The organism is Faecalibacterium sp. An77 (assembly GCF_002161315.1).
In the GTDB taxonomy this organism is placed as follows: Bacteria; Bacillota; Clostridia; order Oscillospirales; family Ruminococcaceae; genus Faecalibacterium.
This window is the reverse complement of sequence record NZ_NFHK01000013.1, coordinates 53,186-70,752: the sequence shown is the minus strand read 5'-3', so window position 1 is coordinate 70,752 and position 17,567 is coordinate 53,186. Positions and strand designations below refer to the sequence as shown.

General features: G+C 53.8%; 17 protein-coding genes. All 17 read right to left on the bottom strand.

Going from position 1 to position 17,567, the window contains the following annotated elements; genetic code table 11:
- Nucleotides 1–894: 894 nt before the first annotated feature.
- The 17 genes from B5G28_RS06630 to B5G28_RS06550 all read right to left on the bottom strand — a co-directional run bounded on the left by B5G28_RS06630 (nt 895) and on the right by B5G28_RS06550 (nt 17,562).
- Nucleotides 895–1,773, bottom strand: a complete 879-nt coding sequence (locus B5G28_RS06630) for a DUF4261 domain-containing protein (protein WP_087247110.1) — start codon at nt 1,771–1,773, stop codon at nt 895–897.
- A 183-nt stretch (nt 1,774–1,956) separates the two neighbouring features.
- The gene (locus B5G28_RS06625; protein ID WP_087247108.1) at nt 1,957–2,832 is read right to left on the bottom strand and encodes a spondin; all 876 of its coding nucleotides are present in this window, start codon (nt 2,830–2,832) and stop codon (nt 1,957–1,959) included.
- 114 nt (nt 2,833–2,946) lie between these two features.
- Nucleotides 2,947–3,660 carry a hypothetical protein gene (locus B5G28_RS06620; RefSeq protein ID WP_087247106.1) on the bottom strand — a complete coding sequence of 238 codons (714 nt, stop codon included), beginning with the start codon at nt 3,658–3,660 and terminating at the stop codon, nt 2,947–2,949.
- Nucleotides 3,661–3,671: 11 nt separating this feature from the next.
- Nucleotides 3,672–4,451, bottom strand: coding sequence for a hypothetical protein (locus B5G28_RS06615; protein ID WP_087247104.1), 780 nt, complete (start codon nt 4,449–4,451; stop codon nt 3,672–3,674).
- A 13-nt stretch (nt 4,452–4,464) separates the two neighbouring features.
- Nucleotides 4,465–4,824 carry a hypothetical protein gene (locus tag B5G28_RS06610; protein ID WP_087247102.1) on the bottom strand — a complete coding sequence of 120 codons (360 nt, stop codon included), beginning with the start codon at nt 4,822–4,824 and terminating at the stop codon, nt 4,465–4,467.
- A 49-nt stretch (nt 4,825–4,873) separates the two neighbouring features.
- Complete coding sequence (locus B5G28_RS06605; protein ID WP_087247100.1) at nt 4,874–5,815, bottom strand: DUF3885 domain-containing protein; 942 nt, start codon at nt 5,813–5,815, stop codon at nt 4,874–4,876.
- A gap of 14 nt (nt 5,816–5,829) precedes the next feature.
- Nucleotides 5,830–6,189, bottom strand: a complete 360-nt coding sequence (locus B5G28_RS06600; protein ID WP_087247099.1) for a hypothetical protein — start codon at nt 6,187–6,189, stop codon at nt 5,830–5,832.
- Between the two features lie 11 nt (nt 6,190–6,200).
- On the bottom strand, nt 6,201–6,734 hold the full coding sequence (locus B5G28_RS06595; RefSeq protein ID WP_087247097.1) for a hypothetical protein: 534 nt from the start codon (nt 6,732–6,734) through the stop codon (nt 6,201–6,203).
- A gap of 25 nt (nt 6,735–6,759) precedes the next feature.
- Nucleotides 6,760–7,311 (bottom strand): DUF4304 domain-containing protein, encoded by a 552-nt coding sequence (locus tag B5G28_RS06590; RefSeq protein ID WP_087247095.1) that lies wholly within the window; start codon nt 7,309–7,311, stop codon nt 6,760–6,762.
- Between the two features lie 54 nt (nt 7,312–7,365).
- Nucleotides 7,366–8,115 (bottom strand): SMI1/KNR4 family protein, encoded by a 750-nt coding sequence (locus tag B5G28_RS06585; RefSeq protein WP_087247093.1) that lies wholly within the window; start codon nt 8,113–8,115, stop codon nt 7,366–7,368.
- A 36-nt stretch (nt 8,116–8,151) separates the two neighbouring features.
- The gene (locus tag B5G28_RS06580; RefSeq protein WP_087247091.1) at nt 8,152–8,541 is read right to left on the bottom strand and encodes a hypothetical protein; all 390 of its coding nucleotides are present in this window, start codon (nt 8,539–8,541) and stop codon (nt 8,152–8,154) included.
- A 53-nt stretch (nt 8,542–8,594) separates the two neighbouring features.
- Nucleotides 8,595–9,707, bottom strand: coding sequence for a hypothetical protein (locus B5G28_RS06575; RefSeq protein WP_087247089.1), 1,113 nt, complete (start codon nt 9,705–9,707; stop codon nt 8,595–8,597).
- Complete coding sequence (locus B5G28_RS06570; protein ID WP_087247087.1) at nt 9,704–9,982, bottom strand: hypothetical protein; 279 nt, start codon at nt 9,980–9,982, stop codon at nt 9,704–9,706. The genes B5G28_RS06575 and B5G28_RS06570 overlap by 4 nt, the downstream gene beginning before the upstream one ends.
- A 23-nt stretch (nt 9,983–10,005) precedes the next feature.
- Entirely contained in the window at nt 10,006–15,660 is a 5,655-nt protein-coding gene (locus B5G28_RS06565; protein ID WP_087247085.1) for a DUF2185 domain-containing protein, read from the bottom strand.
- A 15-nt stretch (nt 15,661–15,675) separates the two neighbouring features.
- Nucleotides 15,676–16,026 (bottom strand): DUF6547 family protein, encoded by a 351-nt coding sequence (locus tag B5G28_RS06560; protein WP_087247083.1) that lies wholly within the window; start codon nt 16,024–16,026, stop codon nt 15,676–15,678.
- A 25-nt stretch (nt 16,027–16,051) separates the two neighbouring features.
- Nucleotides 16,052–16,900: a hypothetical protein gene (locus tag B5G28_RS06555; protein ID WP_087247081.1), complete on the bottom strand. Its 849-nt coding sequence runs from the start codon at nt 16,898–16,900 to the stop codon at nt 16,052–16,054.
- Nucleotides 16,901–16,992: 92 nt separating this feature from the next.
- A complete protein-coding gene (locus tag B5G28_RS06550) occupies nt 16,993–17,562 on the bottom strand; it encodes an RNA 2'-phosphotransferase (RefSeq protein WP_087247079.1) in 570 nt (189 codons plus the stop codon).
- Nucleotides 17,563–17,567: the final 5 nt, after the last annotated feature.

Sequence of the window (17,567 nt, the reverse complement as noted above, 5' to 3'; positions counted from 1 at the left end):
CTCCTAATCATCCGACTATCCTCCCTAAAAGTATTCGACACACTTTTAGGATAGCCGGTCTTTAGGCGTGGGTCAATTTTTGTTCGGCGCTATGGGGCTATTATACTTCGGCGGTGATAATTGTCCGTTTTTACTGGTTCGGTTCACCTCGGAACTCGGCTCTTTTTTCGTATGCGTTTCGTACAAGTACGGCTCTGGACACACAAGATAGGGAAAGGGCCGGGAAAAATGTTTGCAAACTGTGCAGCCATAGAAGAAACTTCTGCGACGGGCAGGAAATTAGGGAGTGCCCCAACAAGCAGAGTCTGGCAAAGTGGATAGCCAGGCGCTTGGTTTGCCAAGAAGTCGGCATTTCAAAGCCGAATAGGTTTATCCATAAGTAAGAATAATACATACGAAAAGCAAACCCAGCATAATCCACACACGTATTTGAATTTTCCGAAGTTCATTTTGCAAGAAAAGAAAAGTATCCCCCGAGTGATTTGTTTTGTTGTGGCGTTTAAGAAGTACAAGACCCAGCTGATACAGTAAAGCAACTAAAATCAATGGTACAATTACAACTCTATAGCTTGTTATAAAAATGCTTCCTGTCAGCAAAAAAATTGTGCCAAAGATATCTACAACATTACTATACCCAGTACCAAGAGATTGACCATGCTTGTAGTTTCTGTATATCACCTTTGCATTATAAATCGTAAAAGCGAATAGAATAATGCAATAAATGATATCTAGGTATGAACCCATTCGTAATTTCCTCCGTAATGCAGCTGTAAAAACGAAAGGCCCGGACAAATTTCAGGAAACGGAAAACTAATACATATTGGCCGGTTTGCAGAAACGGTATAGGAAAATTCCCGGTCGGATTTCTGTTAAAGTTCATCACGACAGCTTCGATTATCGCCCGCCCGAAGCAAAAGTTCCCATATGAATATCCAGCACAGCTCTGGGCGGCTGAATCAAAGCGTCCTCATACTGGCACTTCCATTGAAGAACCCGGCTCATCCGCCCATCCTCGACGCCGTCCACCGTTTCGCCGTCTTTAATGGGATTATCGTTGGCCAGGATGTAAGAGGCCAAGTTGTAAGCGTGATTGACCACCCAGTTGGGGTCCATATCGTGGAAGTGATATTGCAGGTCCGGCAGATAGAGGGTGCTCATGCCCACAGTGTCAATCAGCATATCCTCGGTGCCCTGGATGTTAAAGAAACGTACATTCACCCCGAATCGTATGAACCGGTCCGGCCCTTCGATCTGGTGGGAGCGCACATCCTCCGCCAGAAACAGTTTGCCGCAGTTCTGGAAATAGAATGCCTCACAGGTAGGGTACAGTTCCGCCAGAGCGTCCAAGAAGTCAGCGTCCAGATTGGCCCGTTCCAAAGCTGGAAGGGCAGCCGCCAGCATATCGGCAGCGATCACCTGATACCGGCATTCCCGGAAGATCCGGTCCCGGTCCTCCTGGCAGTCCCACATCTGGCTCATCAGGAAGGCGTCAAAGCCTTTGCCTTTAAACTTGTCGCATTTCATCACCATTAGCTGGACCGGGCATTTGCCGTCCTTGAATTCCGCGATATGATCCAAGGCGGCAAAGCCGGCCATCTTGCTGTCGTGACAGAAACACTCTACCGCGCCGATGTGTTTCTCCATCGTGGAAGTCATTTTTTCTTTGTCCGGCATGTCCACCGGCTCTTTGAACAGCATTTGAATGAGGTAAGGTCCCCCGGGCTGGGGGCCTTTTTTGTCATCCAGGTTTTGCTGGAATACTTGATTGCTCATTTGTTTTCCTCCTTATAGCGTTATATTATGCGGCGATGGATAATCGCTACTTTGTATGCGGAGTTGCTCCAAGAACTAGAATAAGAGCCACACAAAACAGAATCAGTCCAATGAAGTTACGCTCTATCAGCAGTTTTATGGCCATGAGAAGCAGCAAGCCGAAAACCAGAATAATAATACCGTTCATACTTTTTCTTTTGGTCTGTTGGCAAACAGCTTGAACCGGAACTCCAGCTCTTTCTGGACAAACTCTTTCGGCAGGCCCCGGGGGTTGGCGATGAGATACCATACCCGAAAGGTGCGTTTCTCCGGATCTGTTTCCTGCCGGTAGAGCTGATAGCCCGCCTCATCCTCCTGTGTCCACTGTCCTGTCTGCCGCTTGGCCTGCACAAAGGGTTCCACCACCTGGTCCAGTTCCTCTTTGGTGCGGCTTGAGGCCCAGGCTTGATCCACATCCTTGGCGTGGGAGAGATGGAACAACATCGAGCCCATCCCGTTCTTTGCCTTATGCTCCGGCGTTCCGTGCAATTCTGCCTGATGGCGGTACTCCGCCAGCTGTTCCGCTGTTCCGTACCGTTCCACCATCTGCTCGTCCACATGGATGCGCCAGCTGTAGTCCTCCGCCTCAGTGAAGGGGGCGCAGACCGGCTGTAATGCCTCCACGGGGTCTGCCTCAAAGCGATCGATAAAATCGAGGTAGTGGGCTTTAATCAGAGGCAGGAAGGTGTCCAGCAGCTCAATGTCCAGCCGCAGGTCCTCTGTCAGCATCCGAAAGAATGAACCGCCTGTTGGAGATTCAATTCTGAAAGAGTAGAGGTAGTCATCTCCCTGCCTTATGATACAGCTGAAGCCCACCTCCACATTTCCATGGCCGATTTCGTAGTCTATGTAGTTGTAGCGGCTCCGGTCAAACCAGATCTGATAGGTCAGCCCGTTTTTCATTTTCTTTTTGAAGTCGCCCTTTTTCAGCCGCCTCCAGCCCTTTTCCTCCAGACCCAGGCCGTTCCACAGGTAGTCCAGAAGCTCCTGAAATATATCTGCCGGGCGTTTTTGTTCCATAGTCTCCACCTCCTTGCAAAAACTTTTTCTGGGATTCAGCGGTCATTTGCAAATCAAATATGGAGCAGGGAAACAGAGGTACAAACCATCTCATTCCCGATTCATTTACTGCCCTCACGGGTCGGACTTATTTTGCTCCATTGCTTGGGCGATCTGTTTCATAGCCATGTCGATATAGAGATACACCCCATCACGATCACAGTGGAACAGATTGGAGTAACATGTGCTTTCGTTCGGGTGAAGGGGATTCGGTTCCACTACTTCGGTGGCTTCCAGCAGACCAGTACCCAGTTCAGCCGCAGCAGTAAGAGCTTTTTTCAGAACAGCAAACTGCCCATCGCTCCAATGTTTCTCCAGATCTTCCAGTACCTTTGGTTCCTGCTCCAGATCCCGGAGAATCTGCAAAACCTGATTTGGAGACAGGTACACGCCGGAGCAGTAGTTTTCAATGATCTGGTTCTTTGCCGGATTGGGTAAGGCAGTGGGCACTACCTGCGCCCAGGGGGTGAAGTACCGGGCATATTCCGGCTTTTCCTCCATCAGGAAGGAGAAGCTGCTCCCTCTGGTATAATAGTAGTCCCGGAAAAATCCCTGGACCACCGCAATATAAAAACCATGGCTTTTATCAAACAGCTCGTCCGGTTCTGTCTCTGCCCCAACCCGCAGGGTGTCCAGATACTTTTCTGCATAGAAATCCTCGATTCCATGCTGCGCGGCAAGGGCCAGAACCTTTTCTTCCTGTCCCTGCTGCATCCAGGTTAGGGGAGTAAAATACCATTCCTGTATTTCGTCTGGCGAGATCGGGTGAAAACTTACATCGTATCCCATAAAAGTCCTCCTTAGTAATCAAGCAGGATGGGCACCTGCTGCTCTTCGGCAAACCGCATGCCCCGCCAGAACATGGAGAAGGCGAACTTGGCCAGGGATTGGGTGTCATACTGAGTGTGTTCCGGGATATCTGCCCTGCTGATTTTCCCATTCGCGGGAATAATTCCGTCTGTCGGATAGCCTTCCGTTTCGCTCCAGCTCAGAATGGTATCCTCATCGGCCTGCCACGCCAGCTGGTTCAGCTTCTCCAGCTCCTTCCGCAGTCCGCCCACCGTGGCGATGGCGGCGATGTTATCGGTGGGCAGAGGTGCCTGGAAGAAGAAGGCGTCCGCCAGAGGCAGCCACCAGGTAACCCCGCGAAATAGGGACCATACCTGTTCTTCATCCGATCCAAGGCGAGCGATCAGGGGATGTTCACCGAAGTCCCAGTCCTTCTCCACGGTGGAAGGCACCGGCTCGTCGTATGTATGGCAGGCGGCCACCAGCAGCATAGCGCCGAAGGCATCCCAATCCGGCTTGTCGGTGTAATAGGGCTTCTCATTATCCTCCGGCCAGGGAGTATAGGGGGGCTGGCCTGGCTGAGAAATGGCGCTCAAGATTTGATCCCGCCAGTTCTCCACTGCCGCCTGGATCTCAGCCGGGGACAGTTCTTCCTCGTTATCAGCTGCCTCTCCATCCGGCGTGATTTTTTGAAAGCTCCATCCATTTTCCTCCGCCCATTGCTGCGTGATGGTTTTCCAGTTGTGAGAATAGTACCGGGTCAATGTTCCGGCGTAGATGTCAAGTCCCATCGTGATGCCTCCCTCAAAGTTCCCCGCAAGGTATCCTTGCATTTTCATAGCAGGAAATTAGCTTGTCTAGCCATTCGTCCGAGTAATTCAGCCGTTTGCTATCTGCAATCAGTCCAAAGTCGTCAGAGATGTACCCTGCCAACTCAGCATTCTCCGTTTTTTCGTAGGCGGTGATGTATGCTTTCTTCTCTACTTCTCGGGTATCAGCAACCGTTTTTCCTTTTTTCAGTTCTTCGAGAGCCTGATAAACCCTGACCCATTCGCTGTCAAAAGGATCACTGTCTCTTTGATCTAAGAAATCGTCTATATGGAGTTCTTCATAATTGATTTGGCTCAGTTTGTCAAGCAGCTCATACATTTGCTTCTCCCACATGAATTTTACCTCTTATTCCCACTCAAAGGGTTCCTCTGTTTCTGTTTACTCAAAGCCGTTCCAGGGTACAGTCGTGCCCGGAATGGTCTGTATCCAAAATGATTTCCACGATGGCGTCCATAGTTTCTTTCCCGAGATTACGGACACTTTTTTCATAGGCCAGCCACTGGATGTGGATGGCTTGTCCATACTCATGCCGCCCGAAACCGCCCCGGAGAATATCGTTGAAGGCGTTCAGGTTCCGACCGATCTTCCGGTCCAAACCAAAGGTCAACACCCGCTCCACTTCGTCATAAAATCCGGCCATGTTAGAAAAGCGGCGGCCGTCGATGGTGATTTTCTGCTGCTGTGGTTGGTCTGCTGTAAACACCCGGTCGATCTGCTCCAGATTATACTCCAAGATCCAGCCATGAAACTGATGGTAAAGAGGCAAAAGCAGTTCTCTGGAACTGCCCAGCACATCCAGCCCCCGGTCATCGTACAGGTGATAGAGGAACGGTCCAGGCCCTGTCAGATAGACGCTGGACACAAAGCCGCTCCAGCCTCCGATATCTCCCAGAATGATCTCCTGCAAAAGTTGCTCCGGCTGAAAGGTAATCCCGCTGAGATCCCAGTAAAACTGCACTTGTGCATGGGTATCCCCATCTTCGTCCAGCTCTATGGTCGGAAGTTGCTCATTGGGAATCGGGAGTCCCATTCGCTGCCGGATAACGGTCAGCAGGGACTCGGCAGGTTCTTCATCGGGATACCCGTCGATCCGCAGAAGATCCGGCACTGCCGGAAGGCCCCGATAGATTGCGGCGGCCCGGTCCAGCGCCCCCTGAACATAGGCGGGGTTGGTTTTCAGCTTTGCCGCACTCCTGTCCAGATAGATTGGTTCCTCCCCGCCGATCTCAAACCGAATGCCTGCCGGCGCATGGTAGAACAGAGGGTGTTCCAGTCCAGCCATGCCAAGCTTATGTAAAATGTCTTCAAACCGCTTTGCCAGCATGGTATCCCTCCGCCTTATAACATTTCATACAGCAGGGCAGTGTCGCCCCGCACCAGTTCCAGATGGGAGCGCAGCGTTTCAAGTCCGCTTTGCACTGTCTCGGTGGGCAGATCCCAGTCTGGGGCAATTTCAGCGGCCAGCTCCGGGAGGTCCTGCTCCCGCAGGGCTGCCAGCACATTAGACGCCAGCTCTCCCTCCAGCAGAACGCAGTCCAAGGCGTCCTCCGTCTGAGGAGCAGGGAAGCGGACATCCAGATCCAGCTCGCTCTCACACCAGTCCCAGATGGCCATATAGACCGCGCCGGAGCAATCGCCGCCTGACAGTTCCTGCTGCTGGCCCTCTTTGAGAAGATAAAAGGATGCGATCTGTGACATGGCAATTCCTCCTATATGTTATTCGCTTCCATCAGCCCTTCTGCCTGCATCCGGATCACATAGAAGGCCCGCACCCAGTTCAGCTCCAGCTCCATGGATTCCTCCAAAGCCAGCAGGCGGCGTTTTCCCAGCCTGCGGTCCAGAAGGGCAAAGATGCGGACAAGGGGATTCTCGCTGACAAGGCTTTTCTCAATGCTTTGGTTGTCAAGTTCGTGAAATGCCTCATAGAAAAAACTGTTGTCAAAACAGCCGTCGTTCAGCGTACCTTCATGGGCCAGCCGGAAGGGGGCCTTCGGGTCGTCCTCTCCGACACCCTCCCGCCGCAGGGCCTGATATCTGTTCCAGTAGTTCTGCTCATAGGCATAGTAGTTGCTCCGCAGCACCTCCACGCCGTCCAGTCGAATCGCCGCCCGGCCTGTTTGGTCATGGCTTTCCCAGTAACTGGTGGCAAAATACTGGATGCGGCCCCGGAGCGCCGGGCACAGGTAGTCATTCTCCAATTTGTTCCGGATTCCGCTCCAAGTGGATACTCGGCTGTTTGACATAGGCTTATTTCCTCTCTGTTGCATCTCACTGCTTTTGGAGATACTCCCGGAAGCATTCAATGAACTCCCGATTCCGCTTTGGGACATCGAATCCCTTCCGATGGGGAAAGAACCCCTCCCGTTCCACATCGTCCAGCAGCTTCGGCAAGTCGGAAAACCGGGCAAAGAAGGGCAGGGCATAGTCCTGAATCTGCTCGGAAATCTCTTGGATGGAGCGTTCCCGCTCCAGCAGAGTAGATACCTCATAGAGGGGGAAGTCATCATACCGGCAAGTCAGCCGGGCGATGGAGGTGCCCACGATACCGTCATAAGCCTCCTCCGGCCCTTGCTGCTCACTGCGCCATTGGGCAATCACAGGGGAACTCACATCGAAGAAGGCAGTAAAGGTGGTGGAGCCAAAGCGGATGGAAGGGGAAAAGTAAAAGGAGAACACAAAGATACCGTCTTTTTTGTAGATGTCATTTTTACTCTTGCGGTATTTGTAGCCCAGCGGAATCAATGGCTCCGCGATCCGCTCACAGGTGTAGACGAAGATCTCGCGGGGCTTGGTTCCCTTGGGGAAATCCTTCTTCTCCATGTTGCTACCTTCTTTCACCCATTTACAGCTGAGCTGTCACTCGCCCTGACATGTTCAGCGTTCATTGAGATACCTCGCCAACTTCTTCTCCAGCAGTTCTGCCATATCATTGCAGAGGCGCTTTACTTTGTCCTGCTCATGGGCATAGTACCAGATGGTTTCCTCTCCGGGGCGGAGCAGGAGCTGGTCGCCGTCCGCTTCTTTCCAGAACTCGCCCAGCACACAATACCGCTCTCCATGGATGGTCAGATCAAACATCCCGGAAAGGGAAAGGATTACGCCTGTGGATACATTGATGCCAGCGGTCAGCAGGAAAAACTCCCTCACCTGAGCCGGAGGGGTGAAGCTCAGTGCTCTTTCCTGGTTCCCGATCTGTTCCTCTGTGGCGGCGGGCTTGATCTCGTCAGAGGGGTCAAGCACCTTTGCCAGCGCCTTGGAGAACTTGGGGTAGCGGGCAAACAGCTCCGGGTTATTGGCCTTGAATTGCTTTTGCTTTTCCCGTTGTACCCGCTTTTGCTCCTCACAGAAAGCGTCCAGTTCTGCCAGATACCGCTCCTGGTAGAGATTGCTGGCCTCAAATGCGGTGCCGCTCTTTTCCAGAATGGCGATGGCTTCCTTTTGGCTGCCAAGCACCGGGACCCACTGAAAGCCGTGTCGGCAGGGTTTCAGCTTCAGAAATTCGCCCCGACTCAGCAGGGCTTCCAGCTCCGGCTCATGCTCGTCCCACCAGCCCCGCCAGGTTTCGGGGGATTCCCGCCCCTCGACCAAGTCCAGGAGTTCTGCAGTCAATGAGTCTTTGTTCATAGGTGTCCACGCTCTTTCCCAACCATCACTTCCACATTACTCGGTAGCACAAAGTTTATTCATTTTTGGAATCAGTAATTTATCCATCCACTGACAAACAATCTCAAAGGTATTGTTGATTTTTTCTTCATTTCCTATATCAAGATATATTTCATTGTCTCTTAAACTGTAAAACAGTGGTTGTGTGTTGATGTCTGGTTTGGCATAACCATAAGGGTCGTATGGACGGGTGTTGATTATATAGCAAACCTCTATGCTTATGCTATCCTTTGTGTTCCCGCCAAATGAGGAAAACGCAATCATATAGGTGAAATTTTTACTGTGCCTCGTAAGTGTTTTGTCGGATTTTTTATACTTGAAGCCTAAATGCCCGTACTTTCCTTGCAACTTGGTTCCAAGCATTTGCATTGCTTTGTTAAAGTTCATTGTGCCCCCTCCGTTTTCTCATCGTAAAAATAAATATAGTTCATTTCTCCGTTTCAGAGGGGGCAGGAATAGATGCTCATGACCCCGTAATCAGTGTGCAGGACAAGTCCACTCTTGGTAAAGGCAAAATTCACCTGCCGTACTACAAAGGGATCATCAATGGTGGCCAGCAGCTGGCCGCTGCCGGTATCCCATACTTCTATGGGGGAGCTGCCACGCTCCTGCTGAACGGCCATCAGATTGCCGTTTGTCCGTACCATACATGTGTCTGAAAAACTCAGCCCCTGCCGGACAGGGAAGGGAAATGGATTGTCCATCTCCTCTCCGGTCTGGGTCAGATAGAATTTGCCTCCCACTGAGAAGCATTGGTCATCCGGGGAGAAGAAGGGATGCCAGCCCTCATTTTGGATCACCACTTTTTGGGCGGACTTTAAATCGACCAGCACATACTCACCCTCGGTGACGCGGTAGGCCGCTTTGCTTTGCCGGGGAGAGAGCATCCCAAAGCAGTAATAGGCAAAATTCGGGTCTTTTGACTTCTTGCATTTTACCGTTTCTCGCCATACCTCCGTGCTGCTGCCAAAGTCAAAGACCACGATTTCCTGGCCCGTGTACCACAGGGCCAGGTCGCCGCTGGCATCCAGCATGGTTTTCATGCTGTTTTTCTTGTTGGCAAAGGGCGTGATCGTATGAGTGAGGAGAGAAAGCTGCTCCAAAAGATAGCCGTTGTTCAGCAGCAAGGTATTATTGGGGCAGAGGACCTGCTCATAGGTCATCCGCTTGGCACCCAGAGAGACCATTTCAAGGATCTCCCCGCTGCCATCGAAGTGGTAGAGGATCTCGTCCTCAAAATCTCCGGCTATCCTCGTCAGGAAGAAGTCATCTCGTGTGAGAGCGGCAGCCAGGGGCATGAAGCCGTTGCTGTCCTTCCCGACAAACCGATGGCACCGCGTCTGTCCAACGGCGGCGTCTGGATTGTGATAGATGAATCCTTTCCGCATCTGGCCCATCATGGCGCTGGCTGCCTTGCTCTTGACCTGGAAGGGGGAGTCGCACAGGATCTCTTTGACCTTCCCGCCATTCAAGCAAGTTCGGATGATATGTCCGTCAATTTCAATCCGCCACTGTTTGTTTGTGACGGGGTTGAGGAAGGTTTTTTCAATCATGGTTTTGACCGTTCCTCCTTTCGGATCAGGATGCTTTTTCCCTCGGAGTTGATGCTATACAGGTCATCCAGATGGATGTGGAATCCATCCCCGCGAAGAGTTTCTGCCATACCCAAAGCGGCTTTCGCCAATAGAAGCAGCCCCGCCCGGTTTCCCGTTAGCTCCAATTCATTTCCATCAGCATGAGTGGTAAAGGAGAGGTGGGCTTCCGGTTCCACTGGAAGGATGGGCAGTTGTTCATCATTCAATTGAATGGTCAGTGTTTTGATTTGCATTGCCTGCTAGGGCACCTCCTACATCAATCCCACCAGAGATACCAGACGGTGGACTGCCGCAGCACATCGGCCAAAGCGCCCAGGGTGGCATCCTCCGGCCCCTGGTCGATGACATCGGGGCAGAAGCCATACAGCTCTGCCGCCGTCTCCATGGCTTTTTCCTTGGGGACAGGGGCGGGGAGGGTAAACTCCAGTTCGTCATGGCTCATGGCTCCAGGCACCGCGCCGTACCGCTCGAACCAGTATTTGGCCGCAGCCATCAGCTGGGGCGTGTCGGGGCAGTCATTCCAGTTTCCGAAGGGCAGGTAGGCGAAGATCTCCCAGGGATTCTTGACCGGAATTTTCGCCAGAATGAGAGGGTGGGTCATATCGGTATCAGAATCCCAGTAGCTGGAGAAGCGGTCGTTTGGTTCTCCGCCCTCCATCTCGCCCAGGATCTCCTCCTCCCAGTCCATATCATCGTCGTCGGCTTCTTCCTTGCGCTGGCCGATCAGCTCCTCCAAAACCGCCTTTCCGTCCTTGACAGGCGCGGAGAGCATCTTCTTCCGGTACTCCGTTACAGTTTTGAGGTCAAATTCGTAAATGTCCGCATCATTCTTCGGGTCGGCGTTCATCACCAGACACTCCAGCAGCGTTTCGTCATCCGCCTTGATGAGTACCGGCACAAAGCCTTCTTTGACACTTTCCCGTTTGGCATAGCTGTATGCCGACATAATGGGATCATCGTCCTTCATGGAGGGGAAATAGGTGCATTCACAGTCCAGATACTCCATCAACGCCTCAGCCAGTTCGGAGGGTTCCAGCGTGTCCTCGTCGAAGTCCTGTCCCTGCCAGTTGGTGAAGCGTTCCTCGATCACCTTTGCCATGGCCTGGTAGTAGTCCTCGTCAAATGGGATGAACAGTGGGGCCTTAAACTGGAACTCATCGGAGTAATACTTTTCTGGGCCGAGATATTCCAAGGCATAGTTTTCAATGTCACGGGGGAAATTTGGACTATCAGGTTCGCCATAGTAGTAAGAAGTAAATGCTCGCCCAACCTTATTGAACATCGGAACCATAATCTGCCCGTTCAGTTTGTCCCGAATAAACGCCCGCAGATCCACACTGGCAGGGTCGGCTTTGACCTGTTTGGCCACTTCGCCGTATTCGTTCAGAAAGTCCTCGCCCATCAGATCATGCTCTATGCACCAGCGGAGGTAAATGGCAAAGAGGTTATAAGCATTTATGGGGTCAACGGGCAGCCCCTTCTCCTCAATACTCTCGATATGATAGGAGACATCGTCCATCTCACCGTCAAAATCATTATTGGAAAGAGTGCCCCGAGTGATAGCATCCTGGCGGGTGGGATTCACCACAAAAGAGATGCCCTCCATCTTATCCAGCAGAGCATCCGCGTCGTGGGCCAGTTTGAAATCCATCTCATCCCGGTAGAGGGGGATTACCTGGTAGAAGTTGACCTCCTCGTCGTTTGGCAGGGTGCAGACTTCGCTGCCATCCTCGGTGCCCTGGGGGCCGGTCAGGATGGCGGCGCACAGCTCCGTATCCGGTGCAAAAGGCTCCTGATTGTCCATGGTGTGGCCCCAGCCCAGCCAGGTATCGCTGGCAATGGGCAGGCGGGCCAGGGATTTCAGCAGACGGATGGGCCAGTACCACCGCTCGTCTTTCAGGTCCTCGTACTTCAGCTTCCAATCCTTGGGCAGCGCGATGGCCAGCTCCGCCCGCTCAAGCTTGTACTCTGCCAGCTCCTCCGGCACATTCATCCGATGAGCACCCATGCCCATCGTCACCAGGGTGTAGTAGTCATGTTCCTCAGAGGGCGGCACCACGCAGATGTCCACATGGATGTCGGGGGAACTCAGTTCGTGAAACACGGTCTCGAAATTGCCGAAATACTGCTGGATGTGCCCTTCAATGGCTTCCATTTCCTCCTCAGAGTAGACCTCGGGAGCGCCGGTTTCCTGATCCTGGGGCGCTTCATCCTCCGGCTCATCGGGCGTTTCAGGGTCCGGGTCATCTTCTCCTTCGTCCTCCGGGCCGCCCTCCGACGGTTCCCAGGAGATTTTCAGGGTCATCTGATCCTCGGGCAGAGAGACCCCCGGGCTGCGGGTGATGGCGTGTTTATCGTCTGCCGCAAAGCCGATGGTTTCTCCATCATGGAGCTCCGCATCGTTTTCCAGAACATAGGAGACAAGGCTGGCCAGGAAGTCCCGCAGCTGGTTCGGGTTGGCATCGGTGCCCAGCACTTCCATCTCGTCCTTGCCGAACACATCCATGCCGTATGTATAGCCGTTCATGCCGTTTTCGTTCCGGTACAGACCGAACCAGACCCAGTTGAAGATGGGCAGCTCGTCCTCCTTCAGCATATCGGCAAAGCCCTCATAGAACCGGGGCTCAAACACCACGCCGCTGGTATAGACACCGGTGGCGTATTTCTGGCGGCAGCAGGCGGCCAGCATCTTAGTGAACAGTTTGCCCTTTTCCAGCAGATCGTCCTCTTTGCCGAGAACCGCCACCATGATGTGGGCGCGGTGCTCCCTGGCGATCTTGACCGCATCCTCCCACATATAGTTGTTTTCTGCGTTGGCCTCGGCCTCGCCACCGGGGATAGGATAGGCGGCCAGACTGACAGCGGCCAGCATGTCGCCCACCTCAAACACCAGGGCGTCGTCGCCCTTCTCCTCGCTGGCGTCGTATTCATCCACGGCGATGTCCCACTTTTCCTTCATGTCCCGGATGAACTGCTCTTTATCCCATTCTGCTTTGGACAGCAGCACAAAGCCGGTGAAGACGCCTGTGTGGTCACTATCATCCTCGGCCTCTGTCTCGGCTCGCTTTGCGATCTCTTTCTGGCACTCCTGAATCACCGCTGGGGCATTCTCGTCCTCCGGGTCCAGCTGAGCCCACCGCTGGGCGTAGGGGATGGCCTTTTCCTCCTGACCATAGAGATACTGATAGGCATAGGCCATCCGCATATTCCACTCCGCCTTGTCCTGGCCTTCTTCCCGGACAGACTCCAGCACCTCGATGGCTCGGCGCAGGGCTTTTTCTGCTTTATAGTAGGGTGGTTCCTCCTGATGGTCGCCCAAAACTGCGTAGTTTTCCAGCGCCCGGGCCATGGCATAGACGATGCGGTAGTTCCGCAAGTCCTCCGGGATGGCGTTCAGCGCCTGGATGCAGCGGGTGTACTCGTCCTCGTCGTTCCACTGCTCCAGCTGCTGGAAGAATTCTTCCTCATTCTGTGGGGTGTAGGGGATATAGTCCATACCCGTCAGCGTCTCGTCCAGCTCAGGGACCTGATTCTCATTGTCCGGCTCCTCCTCGGGCGGCGTTTTCACGTTCACCGTGCCTGCCTCCCGGCGGAAGGTGTGGAAGCTGGCCCAGGGAACATCGCTGTCCGCAAAGAAGGATTTGGCCATTTGCAGTGCCGCCTGGAGGTCCCAGGCGATGAAGTCTACATAGCCGCAGAAAAGGCCGGTAGCTCCACCAGTCAGGGTGAGCACCTCGGGGCCGTCCCCGGTGGTGAACAATTCCTCCAACTTGTCCCGGAAATCGAAGATTTTCTCCGTTCCTTCCTCCTCCCGCAAGGTGTCCAGAGGATAGCAGAAGAAGCCTGCCACCGCGCCGTCGGCATGGAGATTGTCCATGAAGTCATTGTCGGCATTCAGGTATCCGTTGAGGAGTGGCACACAGTTGGTGGAACCGGCCATCACATCCAGCCGCCAGTCAGCGTCCGGGTCCTGGTTGGGTTCCATTTTGTAGCCAAGATAGCTGTTCAGATAGGCTTCTGGGTCGGTGGAAAGGTTCGCTCCCTTTTCTTTCAGTTTGTCAGGCAGCTGGGACAGGAGGAATGACTGCTCCGCCTTGGGCTCCTCCAGCACATTGAAGTCATCAATGTACCACATGTGGGAGATCTCGCCCAGCACTTGGTCGGTGAGGGTGGTGAGCATCCACCAGACCCGGCCTTCCGCCTCCCGGAGCATGGGCAGCAGCTTTTCGCAGTAGACGGAGATGGCGAAGCTGTTTTCGCCCTGCTCCTCCAGCCAGATCTGCACATCCTCCCCGGAGATGTCCCATCCATCCTCGGTGCGCAGGCCGGTATTCGGAGAGGGCTGACGGCCCACAAGGATGTTCCAGTGCTCCAGCACCTCCTTGGTGGCGTGCTTCTGGAAGTAGATCAGCTCAAACAGCTTGACCTTGTCCCCCTCCGGGGTGAGGATCAGCTCGTACTTCTCGCCGCCCACGCCCATCTCGAAGGAGATTTCATCAAACGCCTGGTTCAAAGCTCCTTGCATTTGGTCCACGATTTCGGCGCTGCGGGTATGGTCTTTGTCATCATCCATCATCTGGCGCAGCTCCGCTTCCATTTCGGCAAAGGTCTCCCACCAGTTCTCTGTCCGCTCCCGGAAGCACTCCGAGAACTGCGGCAGAGAAACGCCTTTCTTGCACGAGTCGATCAGTTCCTCAATGTCCTGTCGGGTGTTGAGTTTGGGATCATCACCAGGATGCAGTTCCAGAGCTTTTTCAAAATACCGCAGAGCGCGGCCCTCCTGATCCAGATAATAGTAGGCATACCCCATGCGGAAGTTCCAGGAATAAGTGTCTCCCAGCTCCTCCTCGTGGGACTGCATCAGTTCCAATGCCTGGTGAAGCAGCTTTCTTCCCTCCGGCTCGCCGGGGACTGCCAGATTGTTGTAGGCCCGGGCCAGCTCCATGTCGGCTTCCGGGGTGCGCTCCGCTTCAGGCAGGGCGGTCAGGGCGTCAACGATCTTCTGGTGCTGGTCTTTCTCATGCCACTTCTGACACTGCTTCAAAATATCCATATCCGGGTCCTCCTCGTCCTGTTCTGGTTTCCAGTCTTCGATTGGCTGAAACGCACCATTCCCGTCCCGCTCAAAGGCGCAGGGGGCGGGGGTGTTCAGCAAGGGGATAATATCGGGGTCATCGTTGCAGATGGTGTTGAGGCCGTAAATACCGGCATTGTTGGGGTCATCCATGTAAGCGTCGCTCTCGTCACCGGCGGTGAAGCGCCAGCCGCTGTCCCAGTCGCCGTCCGGCTTCTCCCGGTAGCAGTAGCCAACCTTGCAGCCCTCCACCGTGATGCGATTGGTGGCAATGCAGCCACTGGCTCCTGACCAGTCGGGGAGCAGATTCTTCATGTCCTCTGCCTTCACATGGTAGTCCCGGTTGCGGCCGGCAGCTTCGTACAATTCCTTACGCAGCGCCTCCACATCCCGCGCCATCTCCTGGATTTCCTCGTTGCTCATCATCTCACTGAGGTCATAGGTCAGGGGATTCTGGGAAAAATCTGCCAGAGCTTTGTTCATGGCGTCGTGCTCCTCTGGCGTGGCGGTGATGCGGATACGGCGGGATGGGGCGTTGTACTCGTCCAGATCGTGGAGGTTCACACTGCCGCTGACGCTGCACTCCAGCAGGATGGCGGCCAGGTCGGTGACCACATCAATGGCGAAGTGGAAGTCCATCTCCACGCCATCGGAGTGTGTAAACTCCAGATACTCCACGGTCTGGCGGAAGTCCCAGTTCTGCTTGTCCAGCCCAATCTTGGCGAAGATCTCGCTGAGGGGGATCTCCTCCTTCTTCTGGTCTGCCAAAAAGGCCACAAGGTTCAGGCTGTCATCCGAGCCTCCGATAAAGTTGCCCCAGTATTTTTTGATATACATCTGTCACGCCTCCTTTTATTCCGGCCACTCATCTCCGTCACAACGGCTGATGAAGTCATAGTGCAGGCTCTCAAAATAGTCGTTGGGATAGGCTTCACCGTCCTGATGAAGCTCCAGCCCCTCCAGATCCATCATCTCATTGATATATGCAAGGGTATCGTGGATACCCGCAATATGTTCCTCCTGAAGCATCTCAGCCAGCACACCTTTCTGCTCCGGGGTCAGTGCGGCGAGAAGTTCATTTTTCGCCTTGTTGTCCTCTGTCTTAGGAAAGCCATCGCCCTTGACCCACAGGGCCGTCATGCTGTCTTTCCGCTCCACAAGGCCGTCAATAAATGCTTTATACAGTTCCAGCTCCTTGCTCATGGCAGATCCTCCATTCCCAAGCAATTTACTTTCGGATCAAACTCCCGTCATCAATGAAGGCAGCTTCCCGGATGCGCCGGAGGGATTCCGGTTCCAGCAAAAACTCCCGCAGGTTCGGGTCCTCAAAGAAGGACATGGGGCGCACCTGCGTCGGCCCGGCAACCGCCCACAGCCGCGATGTTGCCAACCGCTCTGCTGTCTGGAGAGCTTTTTCATGCTCGCCCAGATAGAGATAGCGGGCGATGGCATCCCGATAGGAAGAGTCCGCCAGGGGTACGCCCTGAATCTCCTCAAAGAGATCTACGGCATCCCTGGCAGTTCCGAACATACAGCAGTGATTGTACAGCTTCCGTTTGGCGTCTGGCTCATCCGGCGAGAGCTTTTTATTCTGCTCTGCCAGCTTTGCCCAGAGCTGCTCCTTTGTCTGCGGTTCCTCCGGTTCATGGTAAGGATAGTTCTTGTCGTTGTCTGCAAAGGGCATAACGCCCCGCTTGAGGTAGTCCATCAGGATGCCACAGAAACGGTCCCGCTGGGGGAGGCCATTCTCAGCCCGGATACGTTCCTGTTCCTTGGTCAGCGCCTCAATCAGCTCCTGCTCCCGGTGGAGCTGGATGGCGGCCACCGTCATGGCAATCATGTGTTCATCGCTCACATTGCTGTAGTACCACTCCTCCAGCCAGGGAAGGATGGTCAGATCTAAAGCCAGCGCCTTTTCATAATCCATGTTGAAATATGCGACCTCGGCCTTGACCGCTGCTACCTGATGGGGATATTTTCCAGCAAAGGATTCCAGGGTGTCCAAGGCTTCTTCTTTGCCATCCATGATTTCATAGCAGACCATGCGGACTTTCTTGGGAAGTTTCACGACATCCATGTTGACGCCTCCTTCAGCCTTTTTGTAAGTAGTAGGTTCCACACCGGCTCCACAGCCGGGTGTCCAGGGGTTGTTTTCTGCGGTAGTATGGGTCAAGGCTGTTTCAACCCATCCTCCAAGCGTTTCAGATAGATGGCAGGGACCACCTTTGTCAGCCACACGCCGTTGGCGGAACGGTAAAAGGAATACCCGTCCCGTTGCATCTGACCGGCATTCACCAGGTAAATCACAGGCTTGCCGTGCCGCTGGCCTACTTTCTTGGCGGTTTCGGGATCGGGGGACAGATGAACATACAGACGGCTCTGGGGGAGCAGGCCCTGGGCCTCAATGGAGGCAGCAAACCGCTGGGCTGTTCCGTGGTAGAGGGTTTCAGGCGGTTCGGTCAGGGTTAGTTCCACATCCACCTGGATGGAGTGCCCCTGGTTGGCCCGGATTTTGGTTCTGTCCTCGCTGAAGGAATACCGCTGCTTTTCATCGCTCTGCACGATTTCCTCCAGAATGTCCCGATTGATGGAATACTTCTTGCTGATGCCAGCCAGCAGTGCATTGACATCCGCCCAGCCGTGAGCATCCAAATGAATTCCAATGACCTCCGGTTTATGCCGTAGAATCAAACTCATGTATTTGCTGATCCTTGTGAGATCGGGTGCTGTTTCTCTCATGCTGT